Source organism: Streptomyces sp. NPDC020801 (assembly GCF_044334385.1).
GTDB lineage: Bacteria > Actinomycetota > Actinomycetes > Streptomycetales > Streptomycetaceae > Streptomyces.
The window spans coordinates 16,555-37,913 of the sequence record NZ_JBIRST010000016.1; the positions used below are offsets into that span (position 1 = coordinate 16,555).

The window sequence follows — 21,359 nt, forward strand, 5'->3', positions numbered from 1 at the left end:
CACCGCGGCACGTTCCGCACCCCAGCGCAGTCCAGCCGAGGAGCCTTCGCATCGTGAGCACGTCCGAGCAGCAACGCGAGCCGGTCGGCGCCGGGCTGCGCCCGGAGACGTCCGCCTGCGAGGCGCAGCCGCCCGTCGGCGACCCGGCACCGTCCGGGCCGGCGGAGGTCTCCCCCGTGGGCCGGCTGGCCGCCACGGTGGAGCGGCTGCGCCGCGAGGTGCGTACGGCCCAGGCGGAGGCCGAGGGCCGGGCCCTGATCGAACTCGCCAAGGGCATCCTGGTCGAGCGCCTCGGCTGCGGTCCGGCGCAGGCCGCCCGGCAGCTCGAGGAGCTGACCGAGCAGGCGAAGGTGACGCCGCTGGAGTTCGCGGTGGAGGTCATCAACCAGGCCGCCCGCGACCGGGTCTCCGAGGTCACCGACGCCTTCCTCGCGGCCGCCGCGGGGGCACCGGAGCGCGACTCGGCCGTACGGCTGCGCGCCGCGGAGAGCGGGGCGCTGGCCGCGGACGACACCCAGGCCGTGGCCGACTCACTGCTTGAGCACGCGCTGCGCCCGCTCGGCGCGGAGGCCGTGGCGGTGTGGGCCGCGGGCGCCGACGGCTCCCTCACGCTGGCGGGCAGCGCCGGCTTCTCCCCGGCCGAGGCCACCCGGTGGCGTTACGTTCCGCCGGAGGTGGCCACCGTGGCGCGCCGGGGACTCACCGAGCGCACCGGCCAGTGGTTCACCTCGCTCGCCGAGACCGGGCTGCCGACCATCGGCCGGCATCTGTACCCGGACGGCGGCCGGGTCGCGGTGCCGGCCGGCACCGGCGGCCGTATCCACGGCGTGCTGGAGATCGCCTGGCCGGGTCGGCTGGAGCCGCAGCCGCCCCAGATCGTCCGGCAGGTGGAGGCCCTGGCCGAGCTGTGTGCGCACACACTGGAGACGTACACGCTGCGCCAGGACCTCGGCCATGAGCCACGGGTGCTGCCGGACGCCGCCGAGCTGATGGACCTGGCCGACGGACTGCACGATCCGGCCCTGGTCCTCGTTCCGCACGTCGACGGCTCCGGCCAGCTGGTGGACTTCCGCATCCAGCACGTCAACAGCCGGTTCCTGGACCCGGCGGGCCGGCCTCGGGCGGTGGTCAACGGCGCGCTGCTGCTGGAGGCCTACCCCATGGCCGCCGGGAAGAGCGAGCTGTTCCAGCGGGTGGAACGGGTGTATGCCACGGGCGAGTCCTTCCGGGCGCACCGGATGCATCTGACGGCGCTGGTCGACCAGGTGCCGCTGTCGGCGGTCGCGGACATCAGCATCAGCCGGCACGGCAACAGCGTGCTGCTGATCTGGCGCATCGAGGACGAGACGGCGCGGCTGGCGAGCCTGCTCCAGCACGCCCAGCGCCTCGGCCGCATCGGCGGCTTCGAGGAGAACCTGCTGACCAGTGAGATCACCTGGAACGACGAGCTGTTCAGCCTCTACGGCCGTGCCCCGACGAGCAGCCCGGTGCCGCTGGAGGAGCTGTCCGCGCACGCGCACCCCGACGACGCCGTGACCATCGGCCGTTTCCTGCGCACCCTGCTGCACCAGCGCCGCGCGGCGTCGGCGGCCTTCCGGCTGCAGCGGCCCGACGGGGTGACCCGGCACATCCGGGTGGTCGCCGAGCCGGTCCTGGACACCGACGGCCGACTGTTCGTGGTGCGCGGGGCCTACCAGGACATCTCCGCCCAGCACTGGACGGAGGTGGCGCTCGCCGCGACCCGGGACCAGCTCGCCCACACCGAGCAGCAGGCGACCGAGCGCAACCGGCTGACCCTGCAGCTCCAGCACGCCATCATGCCGCCCACGCAGGCACCTCTGCAGGTGCCCGGCCTGGAGGTCGCCGTGCGCTATCGCCCGGCGGAGACCGAGCAGCTGGTGGGCGGCGACTGGTACGACGCGGTGGTGCTGCCGTCCGGGCTGGTGCTGCTGTGCGTGGGCGACGTCGCCGGCCACGGCATCGAGGCCGCGACCAGCATGGTCGTGCTGCGCAACGCGCTGCGGGGCCTGGCGGTGACCGGGGCCGGGCCGGGCCAGCTGCTGTCGTGGCTGAACATCGTCGCGCACCATCTGACCGGTGCCGTCACCGCCACCGCCGTCTGCGCCCTGTACGACCCCGGGCGGCGCACCCTGCGCTGGGCCCGGGCGGGCCATCTGCCGCCGGTGCTGGTACGGGGCCCGGAGGCGGCCCCGCTGCCGCTGGTCAGGGGCATGCTGCTGGGCGCCGTGCCGGAGGCCGCCTACGAGGAGGCCGAGCTGCAGTTCGCGCCGGAGGACACGCTGCTGATGTACACCGACGGTCTGATCGAGCGCCGGGACCGCTCGGTGGAGGAATCGCTCACCCATCTGCTGACCACGGCCCGTTCGGCGCCCAGGACGCTGGACCAGCAGCTGGACCGCCTGCTGACCTACAGCAAGTCCGACACCGACGACGACACCTGCATCGTGGGCATCCACGTCGCCTGACGCCGGGGTCGCCCGTTTCGCCGCGTGTGTGCCGCATGCACAGGGGCATGCATGGCCGCATGCATAGCCGCATGCACAGGGGCACCTGGACGCGGCGAAACGCACCCGTCGATCCCCGGGTGCACCCCCCACGGAGGGGGCCATGGCCGACGACCGCCCGCAGGCCCCCGCGACCCGGCACCCAGCACCCGGCACCCGGCACCCGCGGCCGCAGTTCCCGCAGCAGGACCAGAAGCACCCCGGCCGGACCGGGCCGATGGACCCGCCGCCGGATGACGGCGAGGAGTCTTACCGGTGCAGCGGTGTGCCGACCGATCGCAAGGTGCTGCCGACCGGCGCCGGCTCGGGCAACGGCCGGGCGGTCGCCATCGCCTTCGCGCCCGAGGGCGCGGACCTGGTTGGGCGCCCCGCCCGGCCTGCCGAGACGGCACCGGCGTACGTCTTCCTCGACTCCGGGCGCGCGGGCTTCACCACGGCCGAGATCCTCGACGCCACCGACGGCACGCCGCTTCCCTGACGGGCCCGGTGGCCGGTGGAGGGCCCGCGCGGCGCCCGCGCATGGCGCCCGGTTTCGTGGGTAGACGGCGCTGCGCAGTGCGGGTCGCACCCGTCGGCGGTGCCAAGAAGTGGATCATGGCGCCGGTTCACCACCGGTGTGCATCGAAGTCGCCGACGGGGGTAATCCAGCACTGGCCGTCAGCACTCGTTGGAGGTACCCGTGCCCATTGCCCAGAACCCGCTGTCCGTCGAGGTCACCCTGCCCCGGGAGGATGTCGCCCTGCTCACGGTCGAGGGCTACCTGGACGTCGACACCGCGACCGAGTTGCAGGCCCATCTGGCGAACCAACTCCACCACGGCCGGCGGCACTTCCTGCTGGAACTCTCCGGCGTGCCGTTCATGGACTCCTCGGGCATGAACATCATCCTGCGGGTGTACCAGGAGGTGCGCGAGCGTCCGGGCAGCGTGCACATCATCGACCCCACCCCGGCGGTGCGCCGGATCCTCGATCTCACCGGCGTGAGCCTGACGGTGCCGGTCTCGGGCAGCGTGGAGGAGGCACTGGCACTGGTGGACCAGCAGCCGGAGGAGCCGGGAGGACAGCCGGCCTGAGCAGGGCCGCGCCCGCACGGGCGGGCCGCCGATCCTTCGTTTACCCGAACACAACAGTTGTCGTTTGACAATTATATGGCCGAGGCAAGAGAGTGAGCGCAACAGCAGGCGAAGGGACCATGGTGTGTCGACGAGGACGGCGTCAGGCCGTGCGGGCGTCGCCCGTCGCACCGCCGTCATGGATCAGTGCCGACGCGGCCGAACAGAACCCCTCGAGCCCGGTCAGCAGCGCGGCCCGCTGCGCCGTCGGCATCCGCTCCAGTACGGACTGCAGCTCCGCCTCCCGGCGCGAGCGCAGATCGCCCAGGAACGCCCGGCCGCGGCGGCTGAGATGCAGTTCCACCTCGCGACGGCTGTTGGCCGCCGCCTGCCGCCGTACAAAGCCCACCGCCTCCAGCCGGTCGCAGAGTCGGCTCGTCGACGGCGGCGTGGAGGCCAGGGCGTCGGCCAGGGTGCGCAGGTTGATGCCTTCGTTGTGCTCCAGGATGAACAGCACCCTCAGCTGCGAGGCGGAGACGGGCGCCGTCGAGGCGCGGCCCCACAGGACCTCCAGCAGTTCCGCGGCCTCCGAGGCCACGCGCGCCACCTCGTCGCGGGGTGGGGGCTGCGGGCGCGGGTAGGAGGACGTCACGATGACACTCTCGCAGGCTTCAGCGGCGCTGTCAGCTCGCCGTGGGGCGGGCGGCGGCCGAAACCCTTACCGCAACGGACCGGTGCAGTCACGGCCACCACGGCCGGGACCCGGCTCGGTCCTCTCACAGAGAACGGCACAAGCGACATCGTGAACAGACTCGTGGCCGTGCAGCGCGTCCTGCGCGCCGCGGCTCCGTACCGAGTGGCCGACGCCCTCCGCGAGGCCGTGTGCGGCCAGTACGCGGCGGAGGAGGCCGAGTTCCTGATGGCCGACTACGGGCTGAGCACGCTCCGCCCGGTGGCCGGCTCAACCGTTGGCGGGTCACCGCTGCCCGTGCACGGCAGCCCGGCCGGCCGGGCGTTCGGAGCGCAGGAGTCCTTCATGGAGGACCTCCCGGGCGGCCGGGTCCGGCTCCACCTCCCGGTGACCGTGCGCGGTGACCGGCTCGGCGTGCTGTCCGTCACCCTGCCCCCGGGCGCACCGAGCCAGGAGTACCTGGGCGAACTGGCCGAAGTGGCGCAGGCCCTGGGCCACGAGGTGATCGTCGCCGACCGGGACACGGACGTGTATCTGCGGGCCCGGCGCACCGACCGCCTCACGCTCGCCGCGGAGATGCAGTGGCAACTGCTGCCGGCCCGTTCCTGCGCCGGGCCGCAGTACGCGCTCGGTGCCCAGTTGCAGCCCGCCTACGCCATCTTCGGGGACAACTTCGACTGGGCCGCGTCCGCCGACCGGCTCATGCTGTACGTCACCAATGGCATGGGCGAGGGCATCGAGGCCTCGCTGCTGACGAACCTCGGCGTCAGCGCGCTGCGCAACGCGCGCCGCGCGGACCTGTCCCTCGCCGACCAGGCGGCACTGGCCGACCAGGCGATCTACGCGCACTACGGCGGGCGCGTCCATCTGTCGGTGCTGATGCTGGACCTGGACCTGTCGACCAGCCGTATGCAGGTGGTGGACGCGGGCTCGCCGCGCATGCTCCTGGTGCGCGACCGGACGGTGACCGCCGTGCCGTTCGACCAGCAGCTGCCCCTCGGCATGTTCGAGGAGACCGACTACGTCCCCCAGGAGTTCGCCCTGCTGCCCGGCGACCGGCTCGTCTTCGTCAGCGACGGCGTGTACGCCGTCGCGGCCCCCGGCGGTGAGCAGTACGGGCAGCGCGCGCTGGCCCGGGCCATCACCGCGGCCTCGCTGCTGCCCGCCGCCGAGGTGCCGGCGGCGGTGCTGCGGGAGCTGACCGGGCACCGCGGCGGTCACAAACCGGACGACGACGCCCTGGTCGTGTGTCTCGACTGGTTCGGCGAGCAGGACGGCGAGCAGGCCGCGCCGTAGGAGGTCCGGACGAGGTGTCGTACGAGGTGGACACCCGGTTACAGTTGTCGCCCGGCAAGGGTTTGCGTCGCCGCCTCGTTGCCAGAAGCGTGAGCGGAGCGGCGCAACGCGGATGAGGAGTTGAGCAGGTGCCGGAGCACGAAGCGGCAGGACAGCACGGATCGCCGGCGCGCGAGGTCGGGGACTTCCTGCGCCGCCGCCGGGAGCAGATCGCCCAGCGGTGGGCCGACGAGTCGCTCTTCCGGACCGTGTTCACCGTCTCCCGGGACGAGGCGGTGGAGGCGGGCCGGGCCGTCGTCGAGGCGCTGGGTGAGGTGGCCGCCTCCGAGCGGGTGGCGGACCCGGAGGCCGGCGGCTTCATGGTGGTGCGTGATCAGCTGTCCCGGATGGGCGCCGCGCGCAGCCGGACCGGCCTGACCGTCTCGGACGTCTCGCGGGACGTGGACGCCCTGCGGCCGCCCGCGGTGGACCTGCTGGTCGCCGAGTTCCCCGACGCCCCGGCGGAGCACGTGCGCGAGTGCACCAACGTCCTGACCGTCCTGATGGGCACCCTGCGGCTGGTGGTCATGGAGACGGCGCTGACCGAGAACCAGGCGCTCATCGACCGCCAGCGGCTCCAGCTGCTGGAGGTGGCCACACCGGTCATCAAGCTGTGGGACGGCATCGTCGCGGTGCCGCTGATCGGGACGCTCGACAGCGCCCGCAGCCAGGTCGTGATGGAGACGCTGCTGGAGGCGGTCATCGACCAGCAGGCGCGCTACGCGATCCTGGACATCACCGGCGTGCCGACGGTCGACTCCCTGGTCGCCCAGCACCTGATGAAGACCGTCGCGGCCGCCCGGCTGATGGGCGCCGAGTGCGTGGTCTCGGGCATCCGCCCCGCCATCGCGCAGACCATCGTCCACCTCGGTCTGGACCTGGGCACGGTGGTCACCCGCGCGACACTCGCCGACGCACTCGCCCACGCCCTGCACCAGCTGGGCGCCGACATCGTCAACCCGGCAACCCATGGTGTGGGTGAACGGTGATCGACGACTTCTCCCGGCCCACCACGGGGCACGTGCCGGTACTCAGACTCGGCGACGTGCTCCTGGTCACACTCCAGGGAGATCTGTACGACAGCACGGCCGAACAGCTCCAGCAGGACATCGGCGAGGCCATCGCCCGCAGTTCGACCACGGGGGTGGTCATCGACATCTCCGGCGTGGAGATCGTCGACTCCTTCCTCGGACGGGTGCTGGCCGAGATCGCGGCCAAGGCGAAGCTGCTGGCCGCCAAGACCGTGGTGGCCGGAATGCGGCCCGCCGTGGCCATCACCATGGTCGAACTGGGCCTGACACTGCCCGGCCTGCGCACCGCGCTCACCACCGAGGACGCCCTGCACCTCCTCACCGGCCAGGACACGGTTCTGCGCCCCGGCGGCGCACGCCTGGGGAGTCCGTGATGGAGACAGCAACGGGCGTTCAGGCCTGCCTGCCGATCCGCTCGGACATGGATCTAGTGTGGGTGCGGCAGCACGTGCGCCAGGCGGCCGCCCAGCTCGGTTTCGGCCTGGTGGACCAGACGAAGCTGGTCACCGCGGCCAGCGAGCTGGCACGCAACACGCTGGTGCACGGCGGGGGCGGACGGATGGAGGCGGCACACGTGGTCAACGGGCATGTGCACGGGCTCCGGCTGACCTTCAGCGACGAGGGGCCGGGCATCACGGACCTGGACCGGGCGCTGAGCGACGGTTACACCTCCGGCGACGGCCTCGGGATGGGGCTGGGCGGCGCCCGGCGCCTGGTGCACGACTTCGCGATCGACAGCACCCCGGGTGCCGGCACCCGCGTCACCGTCACCTCCTGGGCCGCCCGGCCGGCGCAGCCGCGCGAGGAAACCTGATGCCACGGGTCTGGGACGTTCCGGTGCACGACTCGACCCGGGTGCGCGACACCCGGGTCGCCGCCGAGGACGCGGCCGCCCTGGCCGGCCTCGACGCCCCACGCGCCGCCGCCGCGGCGCTGGTGGCGACCGAGCTCGCCACCAATCTGCTCAAGCACGCCGACGGCGGGCAGGTCCTCATCGACGTCGTGCCCCCGCCGGTTCCGGGCGCGGACGGCGGCCTCGCGCCGGTGGTGCAGATAGTGGCCGTCGACCACGGGCCGGGCATGGCCGACGTCGACGCCGCCCAGCGCGACGGCTTTTCGACCAGCCGGTCGCTCGGCGCCGGGCTCGGTACCTGCCGGCGCGTGGCCGACGAGTTCCATCTGCACAGCGCTCCGGGCCGGGGCACGGTGGCGCTCGCCCGGGTGGGTGCCGCCCTCGGGCGCGCCGGGGCCGTGACACCGCGGGCCGCGGTACGGGCGGGCGGCGTCAACGTCCCCTTCGCGGGGGCGGAGTACTCGGGTGACGCCTGGACCTGGGTTGCCGCCGAGGACCGGGTGACCCTCATGCTGGCCGACGGTCTGGGCCACGGCCGGGAGGCCGCCCGCGCTTCGTCGGCGGCGGTGGAGACCCTGCACCGCTCGGCCCGTCTCACCCCCTCCGAGCTGCTCGGGCGACTCGACGCGGCGCTGCGTGGCACCCGGGGGGCCGCCGTCGCCGTGGCCCAGCTGGAGCTGCGGGCCGGACGGGTGCGCTTCGCCGGCATCGGCAACGTCGGGGCGCGGCTGCGCGCGGACGGCACCTGGCATCACCTGCTGTCCCGGCCGGGAATCGTGGGCGTGCACCGGCCCAGGACCCTGCCCGAGACCGAGATGCCCTGGGCGGCCGACCGCCTGCTCGTCCTGCACAGCGACGGCCTGCCCAGCCGGTGGACACCGCCGGGCGAGGACGGTGTCCTCGCGGCCGACCCCGCGGTCACGGCCGCCGTGACCATACGTGACGCCAGCAGCTCCGCCCGCCCGGTACGGGACGACACCGCGGTGGCCGTCCTGACTCCCACTCCGCCGGACCGCCCATGACGCACACCTGGCAGATCACCACCGTCACCGACGCCGCCCGGGCCCGTATCGCCGCATCCCGCGTCGCGGCCGCCTACGGTGTGCCCCTGCTCGAACGCACCCGCCTGGCCACCGCCCTCGGCGCCCACCTGCGGCAGTGCCTGACGAAGGGTGGCACCTGGAGGGTCGCCCTGAAGGTTCCCGGCCCCGGTGCCGGGGTTGCCGGGGCGTCCCCCCTGCACATCACGGTGACCCCGGCACACGAGACGGGCGACGGCGGCGGGCCGCCACCGTGGCGGACGTCCGTCGTCTGCCCCGAGGCCGCCGAACCGCCGGACGGCGAGGTGCCCGCCGACGCGGCCGCCCTGGCCGAGGCCTTGCTGGGCGCCGACGAGGACACCGCGCTGGCCCTGGACAAGCTCGCGGAGCAGGAGGAGCTCGTCGCCTTCCACCGCGAGGAACTGCACCAGACCAACCAGGGCGTGCTGGCGCTGCACGCCGAGCTGGACGCGGCCGGGCGGGCCCAGCGCGAGGCGTTCGCGGCCGAGCGCAAGGCGCGCACCGAGGCGGAGAACGCCCGCCGCAGGCTGACCTTCCTGGCGGACGCCAGCGCCGTGCTGACGGCCTCGCTCAATCACGAGGAGATCGTGCGGCGGCTGCCGGACCTGCTGGTGCCCCGGTACGCCGGCAGCGTCGATGTGTGGCTGTTCGACCATGAGGACGACAAGCGGCGGCGGCCGGCTCCGCACCCGGCCGCCGCCGTGATCGCGGCCCGCACGGGCCGGCCGCAGTACGCCGCCGACCATCCCGGCCGTCTGCCGGGCGTCGACGACCAGCCGCCGTCCGCGCTGGATCCGCACCGGCCCCTGCTCTGCATCCCGCTGCCCACGCGGCGGGCGCCGCTCGGCGTGCTGACCCTGTCGCCGCCCGGCGACCGCTGGGACGCCGACGACGCGATCATGCTGATCGAGCTCACCCGGCGCGCGAGCATCGCCATCGACAACGCGCGCCGATTCGAGCACAGCCGCGACATCGCCGAGACGCTGCAGCGCGCGCTGCTCACCGACCTGCCCACCACCCCGGGTCTGGGACTGGCCGCCCGCTATCTGCCGGCCACCCACGGCCTGAACATCGGCGGTGACTGGTACGACGCCTTCCGCCAGCCCGACGGCAGCCTGATCACCGTCATCGGCGACGTCACCGGCCACGGGCTGCACGCAGCCGTGATGATGAGCCAGTTGCGCACCGCGCTGCGCGCCTACGCCGTCGACGGCGGCAGCCCCGGGCAGCTGCTGACCCGGCTGCACGTGTTCCTGCACCATCTGCAGCCCGACCTGTACGCCACCGCGGTCATCGCCCGTTTCCGCCCCGACGACCCCACGCTCACCTGGGCGTCCGCCGGTCATCCGCCGCCGGTGCTGCGCACGCCGGACGGGCGGTCGCGCATCCTGGACGCCAAGCCCGGTGCGATGCTCGGCATCCCGCTGCGGCAGGAGATCCACGACCACACCGTCCCCCTCTCCCCCGGCTCCACGCTGGCGCTGTACACCGACGGCCTGGTCGAGCGGCGTGCGCAGGGCATAGACCCGGGCATCGACCGGCTGGCGGCGGAACTGAGGGCGTTCGACTCCACGGAGCTGGACGCCGACCTGGACGGCTCGGCGGACCGCATTCTGGAGCCGCTGCTGAGCGACTCCCCACGCGACGACGACGTCTGCCTGCTGCTGTGCCACGTCGACAGCGCGGCGCGACTGGGACCGGGCCGGGTCCCGGCGGCACGGACGGCCGGGGGTTCTGATCCAGGGGACCGGCCACGGTGACGGGCGGCGGTCAGGGGTCGAGGGCCCGGCAACGGCAACGGGCGGCGGTCAGCCGTAGGAGGGCGGCCACGGTGAAGGACGGTGGTCAGCCGTCGAAGGGCCTGTGGCGGTGCGGGTGGTCGTGGACGGCGCCCGAACGTGCCTGGTGGAAGGCGAGCAGCCCCCGGTGCAGATCGGCGCGCTGGGCCGGCGGCATGGAGGCGAGCACGGCGGCCAGCCTGCGGACACGGCCCTCCTTGATCTCGGCGAGCAGCCGTCGCCCGTGAGCGGTGACCATCAACTGCACCTCGCGCCGGTCGTGGGGCTGGACGGTCCGCTCCAGCAGGCCGGCGCCCTCCAGCCGGTCGCACAGCCGACTGGCGTTGGGCAGACCGATGCCGAGGTGTTCGGCCAGCGCGGTCAGGTTGAGTTCGGGCCGGTGGCGAACGGTCCGCAGGGCGAGCAGGTGGCGGGCGGGCAATCCCGGCGTGGCCTCCTCGGCCGCGGCGAACCAGAGCGTCACCAGGCTCTCCACCGCGTCCGTCACCTGCCGGGCGATGCCTTCCCACTGCTGGGGGGCCGGTTCGCAGCCCACATCAGTTCCCTTCGCCCGCCACGCTTGTCATGCACGTCGGCGTACCCGTAAGGGAGGGCCGTACACGGCGCCGCTGCGGCCCTTCGGCGGGAGCCGTCCAAGGACCAGCGCTCCCGGCCCCCGGATGCGCTACCGGGCGAAGCCCGGCACCCGCGTCCGCGATACGTCGCCCGATCTTGGGAACCCGCATGTGCAACCGTGCCGTCCGGCTGTGTCCGGGGGCACGGCGGGATCGATGAGGTGCGAAGCAGCGATCCAGGGGCAGGCGCTTGGCGTCGAGGCAGACCGCCTGGAGCCGCAGAAGGGATGAACACCGTGACACGACCCAGGATCCTGGTGGTTGGCGCAGGCTTCGCCGGAGTCGAGTGCGTTCGCCGCCTGGAGCGCAAGCTCGCCCCCGGCGAGGCCGACGTCACCCTGGTGACGCCGTTCGCCTACCAGCTCTACCTGCCGCTGCTGCCCCAGGTCGCCTCCGGGGTGCTGACGCCCCAGTCGATCGCCGTCTCCCTGCGCCGCAGCAAGAAGTACCGCACCCGCATCATTCCGGGCGGGGCCATCGGCGTGGACCTGAAGGCCAAGGTCTGTGTCATCCGCACCATCACCGACCACATCGTCGACGAGCCGTACGACTACATCGTGCTGGCCCCCGGCAGCATCACCCGCACATTCGACATCCCGGGCCTGACGGATCACGCCTTCGGCATGAAGACGCTCGCCGAGGCCGCCTACATCCGCGACCACGTCATCACCCAGCTCGACCTGGCCGACGACAGCGAGGACCCGGCCGAGCGGGCCGCGCGGCTGCAGTTCGTGGTGGTCGGCGGCGGGTACGCCGGCACCGAGACCGCCGCCTGCCTGCAGCGCCTGACGCACGCGGCGGTCAGGCGTTACCCGAGGCTGGACCCGGCGCTGATCAAGTGGCACCTCATCGACATCGCGCCGAAGCTGATGCCGGAGCTGGGCGACAAGCTGGGCCGCAGCGCCCAGGAGGTGCTGCGGCGGCGCGGCATCGAGATCTCGCTGGGAGTGTCCATCGCGAAGGCCGGCCCGGAGGAGGTCACCTTCACCGACGGCCGGGTGGTGCCCACGCACACGCTGATCTGGACCGCGGGCGTGGTGGCGAGCCCGCTCATCGCCACCCTCGGCTCGGAGACCGTCAGGGGCCGGCTCGCGGTCACCCCCGAGATGTGCCTGCCCGGCCACGACGGGGTGTTCGCGCTCGGCGACTCGGCCGCAGTGCCGGACCTGGCCAAGGGCGACGGCGCGGTCTGCCCGCCGACCGCGCAGCATGCCATGCGGCAGGGCACGAGGGTCGCCGACAACGTCATCGCGACGCTGCGCAACCAGCCCATGCGGCCCTACGAGCACAAGGACCTCGGCCTCGTCGTCGACCTCGGCGGCCGGGACGCCGTCTCCAAGCCGCTGGGCGTGGAGCTGCGCGGGGTGCCCGCACAGGTGGTGGCCCGCGGCTATCACCTGGGGGCGCTGCGCACCAACGTGGCCAGGACCAGGGTCGCCACGAACTGGCTGCTCAACGCGGTCGCCGGCGACGACTTCGTGCGTACCGGCTTCCAGGCACGCAAGCCCGCCAAGCTGAAGGACTTCGAGTACACCGATGCGTACATGAGCCCGGAGCGGGTGCAGGAGCACGTCGAGCGGACCCGGTCGCGGCAGCTGTGAGGCCGGGCGGGGACCCGCCGGCCGCCGGGAACGGCCCCGCTGCGGCGGGCGGTGCGGCCGCGAGGGGCGGTCCGGCCGTGGCGTGCCATGCTGGGGAAGCGGATGATCGCCTGGAACGGAGATTGCGGCGGCGTGAGGGCAGCGCAGGGGTCGGTCCGGGCGCGGCTGCGGGATCGCGTCGCCGCGTCCGATCCCGGGCTGCTGCGGCTGGCCGCCGGCTCACGGACGGCCGGCTCGATCGCGCTGACGCTCGCCGTCCTCGCCGTGCTGCGCGCCCCCGTGGCCCATCTGGTGGCCGGTGCGATCGCGTCGATGGTGGCGACCTTCGCCATCCGGGAGAAACAGCGCTCCCAGCAGGCCCTCACCCTCGCCCTGGGCCTGCCCGTGGCGCTGGTCTCCGTGTCGCTGGCCGCGCTGCTCAACGCGCGTGTCGTGGCCGGGGACGTCTTCTTCGTCGCCCTGATCTTCGGCGCGGTCTACAGCCGCCGGTTCGGTGACCGCGGCAACGCGCTCGGCCTGATCGTCTTCCAGATCTACTTCATGTCCCTGTTCGTCGGCGCCACCACGGCGACGCTGCCGGGACTGTACGGCGTCATCGTGATCGCCTTCGCCTGCAGCGCCCTCGTACGGTTCGTGATCGTCTACGAGACACCGGCGGGCATCCTGCAACGTCTGCGGGAGGCCTTCCGGGTGCGCCTGGCACAGCTGGTGTCCGCACAGCTGGAGCTGCTGGACGCCGGCCCGGACGACGTGGAGCAGGTGCTGGAGTCCGTGCGCGAGGGCACGGCCCGGCTGCACGAGACGGCCATGATGATCCAGGGCCGGCTGGAGGAGGGCACCTCCGACGAGGCCGTGGCCCGGCTGGTGCAGCGGCGGATCGCGGGCGCGGAGATCTCCGCGGAGCGGCTGGGGCTGCTGCTGCTGAGCGCCCGCAGCGCCCAGCGGACGAGCACCCTCACTCTCCACCTGCCCGGTGCGCCGGTCCCGCCGGGCGGCCGGCTGCCGGTGCGGGACGAGGCGACCGACACGCTCCGCCGTGACCTCCGGGCGCTGCGGATGCTGGTGCTGCGGCCCGTCGGGGAGGGCGGCGGCACCGCGATGGCGCACGTGCGCAACCGGCTGCTCGGCTACCGCGACGAGGAGAACCTGCCGCCCGCGCCGGCCCCCGTCCAGGACGTCTTCCGCGGGATCGGCGAGGCCGCGCGGGCGGTGCTGGGGCTCAGGCTCGCGCTGGACGGTCCGCAGGACGAGTCCGACGACGCGCCCGCGACGACCCGGTCCCGGGAGGAGCTGGACGCCGAGAACGCCGCCATCGAGGGCGCCGAGGAGGACGAGCGGGCCGAGGAGCAGGCGCCCACCGGGCTGCAGCGGCCCACCACGCGGGCCGCCGTGCAGGTCGCGGTGGGCTCCGCCCTGGCCATTGTGGGCGGCGAGTTCCTCTCCGGCCGGCGCTGGTACTGGGCGGTACTGACCTGCTGGATCGTCTTCATCAACACCTCCTCCACGGGCGAGATCCTGGTCAAGGGCTACCGCCGGCTGCTGGGCACCGTGCTCGGGGTCGTGGCCGGCATCGTGCTGGCGGGACTGATCGGGCCGCACACGTGGACGGCGCTGGGCATGGTGCTGCTGTTCGTCTTCGCCATGTTCTACACGGCGCCGCTGTCGTACACGTTGATGTCGTTCTTCGTCACCGCGGCGCTGGGGCTGCTGTACACGCTGCTGCACAAGTACAGCTGGGAGGTGCTCGTGCTCCGCGTGGAGGAGACGGCGCTCGGGGCGGCCTGCGGGATCATCGCGGCGGCGGCGGTCCTCCCGGTGCGCACGGACCGGCGCACGAACGACCTGCTGGTCACGGTGCTGGACCGGCTCGCCGACGTGACCGGCGCCGCCGTCGACCAGCTCAGCGGCGGGGCGGGGGACGACCTGCTGGACAAGGCGCGTGACCTGGACCGGGCGCTCGGCGACCTGCGGGCGGCCACACAGCCTCTGACGCATCCGATCACGCCGCTGCGGGCCCGGCGCGACACCGCCCAGTACGTCGTCGCGCTCCTCGAGACCTGCGCCTACCACGCACGGACGCTCGCCGCGGCGGCCGAGCTGCTGCCCACGCATCCCTCGATCGCGGCGGACCCGCGGCTGCGCCGGGCCTGCGGCCGGATCACGCACAACATCGCGGCGATCAACGCCCATGTGGCGGACCAGCACGCCGGTGCCCGGATCGAGACGGGGCCGAGCATCGCCTCCCTGCTGGAGGACGCGGCGCCCGGCGGTCCGCGGTACGGGCGCATCACCGACCGGGTGCTCCGGCATCTGCAGCGCCTGGACGAGGCGGTGATGGGCCTGGCCCGTCCGCTGGGGGTTCCGGTGCCGGAGCCCGCACGCTGAGCGGCCGGGAGGCCTCCCCGCCGGAGTGGGCACGACGGCCGGCGCGGGGATCGACGACGGCCGGCCGGAGCGGGGCGAACGGCGTGCGATCAGAAGTCCGTGGGCAGATCGCTCACCTCGGCGATCCCACGCAGTTCCTCGGTCTCCCGGTGCCGGTCACGGATGTAGCCGGCGATCTCGGTCAGGCGGTCGGGGTCGGCGGCGGTCGCCGCGTCGGTGACCACCCGGACCGGTCCGGTCTCCTCGATGTCCAGGACGACCAGCTCGTTGTCCAGCCTGCCGGTGACCGCGGTGGCGATGACCAGGGCGGCCTCGTCCCGTATCTCCTGGGGCAGCCCCTGCGCCTGCGCGGCGTCCAGCGGGAAGTCGGCGGAGGGCACGCCCTGCTCGTCTATCGCCCTCAGGACCGGGTCGACGACGGTGAGCAGGAGGTCGTAGTCCTCCTCGGGCAGCCGGACGCGCAGCAGGTCGAGGTACACCTGCACGGCCCGGCCGTCGGGCGAAAGCTCGTCATCGTTCATCCGGTCCGTGTTCCCCGTGCGGGGCAGCTCAGACACGACGCCAGCGGGCCAGTGCGAAGGAGAACAGCCCGAACAGCACGAGGCCTGCCGCGACCAGCGCCAGCAGCCACGGGCCGAACGGGGTGTCGGCGAACGAGCGCAGGGTGTCGTCCAGGCCCTTGGCCTTCTCCGGCCGGTAGTCGACGGCGGCCCGTACGAGGAAGGTCCCCGCGGTGGCGAACACCAGCCCGCGCGCGGTACCGCCGCCGACACCGGTGATGTCCACCAGGCGCCGTGTCCTGCGGGACAACGCGCCGAGCTTGAGCTTGTCGTGGTAGTCACGGCGCAGCGCCTGCACACCGATCCACAGGCCCGCCACCACGATCCCGGCGCCCGCGGCGCCGACCAGCCACTGACCGGCGGGCACGCGCAGTGCCCTGGCCGTCAGGTCCCGGGACTGCTCGTCGCCGGACCCCCTGCCGCCCGAGCCCGCCGCGAAGGAGAGCACGGACCAGGCGACGAAGACGTAGAACACGCAGCGGACCACGGCCAGCAGCCGCTTGCCCGCCTTGCGGCCCTCCGGCCCCATGGAGCCGAACACCGCCTCGGACAGGCGCCATACCGCCATCCCGGCCAGCCCGATGCCCAGCGCCCACAGCAGCACGGCGCCGAACGGCTCGTCGGCGAGCGCGGCGAGCGCGCCGTTGCGGTCCGCCTGGTGCTTTCCGTCACCGAAGGCGACCCGCAGCGCCAGCACGCCGACCAGCAGATAGATCACTCCCCGCGCGGCCAGTCCCGCTCGCGCGGCCCCCTCCGTCACCGAGCCCTGCGCGGCCCGCCGGGCCCGGATCCGCCCGGGACGGGCCATGGCACTCGACTCCATCTCCACCTCCAGCTCCACCTCCAGCTCCACCTCCAGCCCCGGGAATCCGGATGCCCCGGCTGCGCCGGGACACACTCCTCCCAGCGGGCGCCGGGGCCCGGACGGGGCACGCACGGCACGCACGGCACGCACGGCACGCGGAGCCCGCACACGCACGGCTGCCCGTATGCGGCTCAAGCGCATACGGACAGCCGTGCGTGGCGAGGGCGGGCCTGTCCGTGCCGCGGGGTGGGTGTCCCGTCCTGCTGGGCCCTGTTCTGTCAGACCGTCAGCGGTACGGCCGCGGTCACGGTCGCCGTCGCCGTCGCCGTCGCCGTCGAGAAGTTGCCGTCGTTCCCTGCGCCGGTGAGTACCGCGAGCATGCGGCGGGCCTCCTCCACGGCCAGTGTCACCTCGCGGGTGCCCGTCGACACGCACAGCGTGTACGCCAGGTCCTGCGCCCGCACGCTCGGGCCGGTGGCGCCCGCGCGCTCCTCGGCGAGCACCGCCTCGTACTCGTCGAGAAGCTTCCGCAGGAACTCGGGGTGGGGAATCAGCACTCGTTCGGCCTTCCGTGGATGCTCATACGTCCCTGCTGGGACGTGACTGCTCGGACACCTCTGCTCGGACACGTCTGCTCAGATGGCGGCCGGCCGCGGGCCGTTGCCGCGGCGGTTCGACCGCTCCGCCAGCACCTCGTCCCGGACCCGGGCGCAGCTGCGGCTGATCAGCCGGGAGACGTGCATCTGGGAGATGCCCAGCCGGTCGGCGATGCGGCTCTGTGTCATGTCCTCGAAAAATCGCATGTAGAGAATGGCCCGTTCACGTTCAGGAAGGCGCCGCAGCCCCTCCTTCGCGGACTCCCGGTCGACGACGACGTCGTACGAGGAGTCCGCCGCGCCGAGGGTGTCGGCGATGCTGTACCCGTCCCCGTCCCCGTCGCCCGACATCTCGGCGTCCAGCGACAGCGTGCTGAAGCTGTCGAGGGCCTCCATCCCGGTGTTGACCTCCTCCTCGGTCAGCCCGGTGTGGGCGGCGAGGTCGGCGATCGAGGGCTCGGCGCTGCCGGGGTTCTGGGTGAGTTCGCGGCGCGCGACGCGCACCCTGTTGCGCAGTTCCTGCACCCGGCGGGGCACCCGCAAGGCCCACATCCGGTCCCGGAAGTGCCGCTTGACCTCGCCGGTGATGGTCGGCACGGCGTAGCTCTCGAAGGCCCCGCGGTCCGGGTCGAAGCGGTCGATCGCCTTTACCAGCCCCAGCGCCGCCACCTGCCGAAGGTCCTCGATCGACTCGCCCCGGTCGCGGAAGCGGCCGGCGATGCGGTGGGCCATGGGCAGCCACGCGGTGACGAGTTCGTCGCGGACGGCGTCCCGTTCGGGGCCCTCCTGCGCGGCGGCGAGGTGCTTGAAGAGGGCTGCGGTGTCGGGGGCGTCGTCATGCGCCCGCCGGGCGGGCGCGGCCTGGTCCTCGGGCGCGTCCTCGGGCGCCTCCTCGGGCACATTGGGACGGCTTGTCGACATATCGATGAGCATGCGGTATCGCTCCTGAACGGTGGTCTCAGGGGAATGACCGCGGAAGTGGTTGCGTCCGGTTCGCCCGTTCACCTGGAGGGCCCACCGGAGCAGTCATGCCGCTTCCGCCGGCGCGCCTCCGGTCCGAAGCACGAGATTTCGTCTGCCCGGGGGTGGGAGGTGCAAACTCCGCTTCGCGGAAATTGATTGCACCGGACAACGCTCCACGACGACCACACCCGGAAGCGGACGCCCACCGGTACGCCCGCCGGTGCGGTGGAGCCGTGCGCGCGAGGGCCCACCGGGGCTGCCGGGGCCCACTCAGCCGAGGGGCACCACGGCGGTGATGCACTTGCCGCCCGAGGGCAGGTCGGAGACCTGGACGTCACGGGCCAGCCGGCACACGATCGGCCAGCCGCGGCCGCCGGCCCGGCGCCGCCCCTGCCGGTCCACGGGTGGCGCGGCCACCGGCACCCGGTCGCTGCGGTCGCTCACGCAGACGCGCACGCCACGCCCGACGACGTCGACGTGGAAGTCGGTCATCCCGCCTCCGTGCAGGATGGCGTTGGTCGTGAGCTCCGAGGCAACGAGCTGCGCGTCGGAGACGGCGTGTGCGTCACAGGGGGCGTGGGTCGCGCGGCAGCATTCGGTGATGGCGCGTTCCACCGCCCGTCGGGCGTCGGCCGGTTGACACGGCCCCGGGTGCGTACAGGGGTCCGCGCCGGACGAATCGGGCTGGAAATCGGTCCTGTGCTTCTCGCACATCTCCTCGCTCCCTGGGTGTGAAGGAAGAAGCCGGACCCGTGCGGAAACCCGCACCGGCGGCCTTCCGGACGCCGTGTGCGGTGACCGCGCGCCTCCCGTTCGGCGCGAGCCCCGCAGGTCTCCTTTTCCGGCTAGCCGCTCCCGGACGGGCCAAACATCCATGCGGGGGCCGCACCCGGCAGCCGCCGGCAGGCGCAAGCCGCCGAAGCACGGCGGCCATCGTGCGTTCCGGAAACGGCCGGTGCACGGTGGCCATCGGAGCGCGTCGAGCGGGTAGGCGCAGCGCATGACCGATGTCGTGGACTCAGACGAGCTGTTGCGGCGCATCCGGCGCGCCAGGGCGTGCGCGGTGCAGGAGGAGCACCGATGGCGTGACCGCCGCGACACGCTCGGGCCGACCGACCCGGACGCGGCCCGTGAGGCGGGCGTGCGCGTGCTGACCTACGAGACCGTCCTGCGGGTGCTGGACGAGATCCTCACGCCGGGCCGGCACGCCGAACAGGGTTCCGAGTGAATCCGGTCACCTGACCCGCTCCCGGCTGGGTGAAACGACCGGAGATGGTTTATTGTTCATACTTACGCGGCAACGGGGTCGATCCCATGAGTCCCCCGTACGCCGGCGCATACGGCCCTGGCTGGTCTCCCCCGTCCAGCCAGGGCTTTTTCATGCCTCCAAGTCGCCACCGCTGCGGGTACCGGCCGGGGCCGTCCCCTCCGCGCGGATGGGCTTCGCCCCTTCCCACGGCCCTTCCGGCGTGTGGCACCCGAGCAGTCCTCGTCGCAGTGGGCGGAAGTCGCCTCCGCCGAGGTGCCCGGGGCGCCCGCAGCGGCTGAAATGGGCTTGAGGCACATGCGCGGAACCGATCGCCGGCAAGGAGCCCCGGGCCATGACCAAAGCGATAAAACTCCTGACCGCCCTCCCCCAGAAGCAGCGCGAGCGTCTGATGGAGCTCGCGCACGAGGTGTCCTTCCCGGAGGACGCCAGGATCTTCGAGGCGGGCGGCACGGCCGACCGCTTCTGGGTGATCCGCTCCGGCGCCGTCCACCTGGACCAGCAGGTGACGCCCACCCGCCGGGTGACCGTGGCGAGCCTGGGCGCCGGCGACCTGCTCGGCTGGTCCTGGCTCTTTCCGCCGTACGAATGGGACTTCGGGGCCGAGGCGTTCAGCCGGGTGCGCGCCTACGAGTTCGACGCCTCCGCGGTGCTGGCGCTGTGCGTGGAGGATCCGCTGCTCGGGCTGTCGCTGGTGCGGACGGTCGCCGAGATCCTCGCGCACCGGCTGGAGCTGACGCGCGGCAAGCTGCTGGAGCAGTACACGATCCCGCGGCGCGGCCTGTAGCACGGGCCGGCGGGACCTCACCGTCCCCGGGGCCCGTACGGCCCCCGGGCCTCAGATGCGGTAGCGGCGCAGCGCCGGGACCGCCGCCGCCAGGCCCAGCATCAGGGCGACGACCAGCAGACCGCCGCCGGCGACGGCCGCGCGCGGGCCGAGGACGGAGCCGGCCGTGCCGTGCAGCACGTCGGCCAGGCGCGGGCCGCCCGCGACGACGACCGTGAAGACGCCCTGCATCCGGCCGCGCATCTCGTCGGTGGCCGCGGACAGCAGGATCGCTCCGCGGAAGACCATGGAGACCATGTCGGCGACTCCGGCGGCGGCCAGGAACCCCACGGCCACCCACAGACTGCGGCTCAGGCCGAAGCCGGCGACCGCCGCGCCCCACGCCGTCACCGCGCCGACGACCATCCAGCCGTGCCGGCGCGCCCGGGAGAAGGTGCCGGAGAACAGGCCGCCGATCACCGCCCCGACGGGGATGGCCGCGAACAGCAGGCCGAGCGCGAGGCCCTCGCCGTAGGAGGCGTAGGTCTCTGCGGCCAGCTGCGGGAACAGGGCGCGGGGCATGCCGAAGACCATGGCGATGATGTCGGCGAGGAAGGACAGCAGCAGCACCTTGTGCCCGGAGATGTAGCGGAACCCGGCGGCGATCTCCCGCACTCCGGCCCGGCGGGTGGCCGAGCCCGTGAGCGGTGGGAGCGCGGGCAATCGCAGCACGGCCCAGACCGTCACGCACAGGGCCACGGCGTCGACGAGGTACAGCTCGGGCAGGCCGATCACGGGTATCAGCGCGCCGGCCAGCAGTGGCCCGGCGACCAGCCCGGTCTGCATGACGGTCGACCCCAGCGCGTTGGCGGCGGGCAGCTCCCCCTCGGGGACCAGCCGGGCGATGGACGCGTTGCGGGCCGGGGAGTTCAGCCCGAAGAAGGCCTGCTGCACGGCGAGCAGCGCCATCAGCACGGCGACCGAGTCGAGCCGGATGGCGGCCTGCAGCCAGAAGAGCAGCGAGGTGACCGCGATGCCGCTGTTGGTGACCAGCAGCAGCCTGCGGCGGTCCACGGTGTCGGCGACGGCCCCGCCCCACAGCGCGAAGACGACCATCGGCACCAGACCGGCGAGGCTCGCGTAGCCGACCCAGGCCGAGGAGCCCGTGATGTCGTAGATCTGCTTGGGCACGGCGACGGCGGTGAGCTGGCTGCCGACCGCGGTGACGACGGTGGAGGACCACAGCCGGCGGAAGGCGGGGCGGCGCAGCGGGCGGGTGTCCATGGCCCAGCGACGCCAGCCGCGCCGGACGGCTCCGGCATGGTCAGGGGTGCCGGTCCGCGGCGGGGTGGTGCTGCTGTCGGTGCTCTCGCTGGTGTCCACGGGCTTCCTGGTTGCTCGTTACATCTTTCTGTCCGGGGGTCACTATCGCAGCACTGGCTGTGTTCTTCGTACC

Annotated in this window: 20 protein-coding genes and 1 pseudogene; 13 read left to right on the top strand and 8 right to left on the bottom strand. The window is 73.3% G+C overall.

Going from position 1 to position 21,359, the window contains the following annotated elements:
* Positions 1-53 precede the first annotated feature (53 nt).
* From ACH4UM_RS28435 to ACH4UM_RS28445, 3 genes and pseudogenes are all read left to right on the top strand, one after another.
* Entirely contained in the window at positions 54-2,486 is a 2,433-nt protein-coding gene (locus ACH4UM_RS28435) for a SpoIIE family protein phosphatase (protein WP_398185140.1), read from the top strand.
* Positions 2,487-2,628: 142 nt separating this feature from the next.
* Positions 2,629-2,886, top strand: a pseudogene (locus ACH4UM_RS28440) (NAD(P)-dependent dehydrogenase); the annotation flags it as partial.
* A 318-nt stretch (positions 2,887-3,204) separates the two neighbouring features.
* Entirely contained in the window at positions 3,205-3,597 is a 393-nt protein-coding gene (locus tag ACH4UM_RS28445) for an STAS domain-containing protein (protein WP_398185142.1), read from the top strand.
* Between the two features lie 142 nt (positions 3,598-3,739).
* Here ACH4UM_RS28445 and ACH4UM_RS28450 read toward each other — a convergent pair whose 3' ends face one another.
* Positions 3,740-4,228, bottom strand: a complete 489-nt coding sequence (locus ACH4UM_RS28450) for a MarR family winged helix-turn-helix transcriptional regulator (RefSeq protein WP_398185145.1) — start codon at positions 4,226-4,228, stop codon at positions 3,740-3,742.
* A gap of 150 nt (positions 4,229-4,378) precedes the next feature.
* Here ACH4UM_RS28450 and ACH4UM_RS28455 point away from each other — a divergent pair, with 150 nt between their 5' ends.
* The 6 genes from ACH4UM_RS28455 (at position 4,379) to ACH4UM_RS28480 (ending at position 10,307) form a co-directional block, all read left to right on the top strand.
* Entirely contained in the window at positions 4,379-5,563 is a 1,185-nt protein-coding gene (locus ACH4UM_RS28455) for a PP2C family protein-serine/threonine phosphatase (protein ID WP_398185148.1), read from the top strand.
* Between the two features lie 128 nt (positions 5,564-5,691).
* Positions 5,692-6,591, top strand: coding sequence for an STAS domain-containing protein (locus ACH4UM_RS28460; protein WP_398185151.1), 900 nt, complete (start codon positions 5,692-5,694; stop codon positions 6,589-6,591).
* Positions 6,588-7,007: an STAS domain-containing protein gene (locus ACH4UM_RS28465; protein ID WP_398185154.1), complete on the top strand. Its 420-nt coding sequence runs from the start codon at positions 6,588-6,590 to the stop codon at positions 7,005-7,007. Before ACH4UM_RS28460 ends, ACH4UM_RS28465 begins: the two co-directional genes overlap by 4 nt.
* Positions 7,007-7,447 (top strand): anti-sigma regulatory factor, encoded by a 441-nt coding sequence (locus ACH4UM_RS28470; protein ID WP_398185157.1) that lies wholly within the window; start codon positions 7,007-7,009, stop codon positions 7,445-7,447. Before ACH4UM_RS28465 ends, ACH4UM_RS28470 begins: the two co-directional genes overlap by 1 nt.
* Entirely contained in the window at positions 7,447-8,508 is a 1,062-nt protein-coding gene (locus ACH4UM_RS28475; protein WP_398185160.1) for a SpoIIE family protein phosphatase, read from the top strand. The genes ACH4UM_RS28470 and ACH4UM_RS28475 overlap by 1 nt, the downstream gene beginning before the upstream one ends.
* Entirely contained in the window at positions 8,505-10,307 is a 1,803-nt protein-coding gene (locus ACH4UM_RS28480) for a PP2C family protein-serine/threonine phosphatase (RefSeq protein WP_398185164.1), read from the top strand. The genes ACH4UM_RS28475 and ACH4UM_RS28480 overlap by 4 nt, the downstream gene beginning before the upstream one ends.
* Before the next feature lie 85 nt (positions 10,308-10,392).
* Here the strand turns inward: ACH4UM_RS28480 and ACH4UM_RS28485 are convergent, their stop codons facing one another.
* A complete protein-coding gene (locus ACH4UM_RS28485; RefSeq protein WP_398185167.1) occupies positions 10,393-10,881 on the bottom strand; it encodes a MarR family winged helix-turn-helix transcriptional regulator in 489 nt (162 codons plus the stop codon).
* A gap of 306 nt (positions 10,882-11,187) precedes the next feature.
* Between ACH4UM_RS28485 and ACH4UM_RS28490 the strand changes: the two genes are divergently transcribed.
* Both ACH4UM_RS28490 and ACH4UM_RS28495 read left to right on the top strand, forming a co-directional pair.
* Complete coding sequence (locus tag ACH4UM_RS28490; RefSeq protein WP_398185170.1) at positions 11,188-12,561, top strand: NAD(P)/FAD-dependent oxidoreductase; 1,374 nt, start codon at positions 11,188-11,190, stop codon at positions 12,559-12,561.
* 132 nt (positions 12,562-12,693) lie between these two features.
* The gene (locus ACH4UM_RS28495) at positions 12,694-14,946 is read left to right on the top strand and encodes an FUSC family protein (protein WP_398185173.1); all 2,253 of its coding nucleotides are present in this window, start codon (positions 12,694-12,696) and stop codon (positions 14,944-14,946) included.
* An 89-nt stretch (positions 14,947-15,035) separates the two neighbouring features.
* On the opposite strand, the gene ACH4UM_RS28500 is transcribed toward ACH4UM_RS28495, so the two are convergent.
* The 5 genes from ACH4UM_RS28500 to ACH4UM_RS28520 all read right to left on the bottom strand — a co-directional run bounded on the left by ACH4UM_RS28500 (position 15,036) and on the right by ACH4UM_RS28520 (position 18,584).
* Positions 15,036-15,467, bottom strand: coding sequence for a hypothetical protein (locus ACH4UM_RS28500; RefSeq protein WP_398185176.1), 432 nt, complete (start codon positions 15,465-15,467; stop codon positions 15,036-15,038).
* A 28-nt stretch (positions 15,468-15,495) separates the two neighbouring features.
* Positions 15,496-16,329 carry a DUF1206 domain-containing protein gene (locus ACH4UM_RS28505; RefSeq protein WP_398185590.1) on the bottom strand — a complete coding sequence of 278 codons (834 nt, stop codon included), beginning with the start codon at positions 16,327-16,329 and terminating at the stop codon, positions 15,496-15,498.
* Positions 16,330-16,589: 260 nt separating this feature from the next.
* Entirely contained in the window at positions 16,590-16,868 is a 279-nt protein-coding gene (locus ACH4UM_RS28510) for a DUF5133 domain-containing protein (RefSeq protein WP_398185179.1), read from the bottom strand.
* A 78-nt stretch (positions 16,869-16,946) separates the two neighbouring features.
* The gene (locus tag ACH4UM_RS28515; protein WP_398185182.1) at positions 16,947-17,840 is read right to left on the bottom strand and encodes a SigB/SigF/SigG family RNA polymerase sigma factor; all 894 of its coding nucleotides are present in this window, start codon (positions 17,838-17,840) and stop codon (positions 16,947-16,949) included.
* Positions 17,841-18,140: 300 nt separating this feature from the next.
* Positions 18,141-18,584: an ATP-binding protein gene (locus tag ACH4UM_RS28520; protein WP_398185185.1), complete on the bottom strand. Its 444-nt coding sequence runs from the start codon at positions 18,582-18,584 to the stop codon at positions 18,141-18,143.
* 286 nt (positions 18,585-18,870) lie between these two features.
* Between ACH4UM_RS28520 and ACH4UM_RS28525 the strand changes: the two genes are divergently transcribed.
* Both ACH4UM_RS28525 and ACH4UM_RS28530 read left to right on the top strand, forming a co-directional pair.
* A complete protein-coding gene (locus tag ACH4UM_RS28525) occupies positions 18,871-19,098 on the top strand; it encodes a 3-deoxy-D-manno-octulosonic acid transferase (protein ID WP_398185188.1) in 228 nt (75 codons plus the stop codon).
* 373 nt (positions 19,099-19,471) lie between these two features.
* Positions 19,472-19,924 carry a cyclic nucleotide-binding domain-containing protein gene (locus ACH4UM_RS28530; RefSeq protein ID WP_398185191.1) on the top strand — a complete coding sequence of 151 codons (453 nt, stop codon included), beginning with the start codon at positions 19,472-19,474 and terminating at the stop codon, positions 19,922-19,924.
* 51 nt (positions 19,925-19,975) lie between these two features.
* On the opposite strand, the gene ACH4UM_RS28535 is transcribed toward ACH4UM_RS28530, so the two are convergent.
* Positions 19,976-21,286 (bottom strand): MFS transporter, encoded by a 1,311-nt coding sequence (locus tag ACH4UM_RS28535; protein WP_398185194.1) that lies wholly within the window; start codon positions 21,284-21,286, stop codon positions 19,976-19,978.
* Between the last annotated feature and the right edge of the window lie 73 nt (positions 21,287-21,359).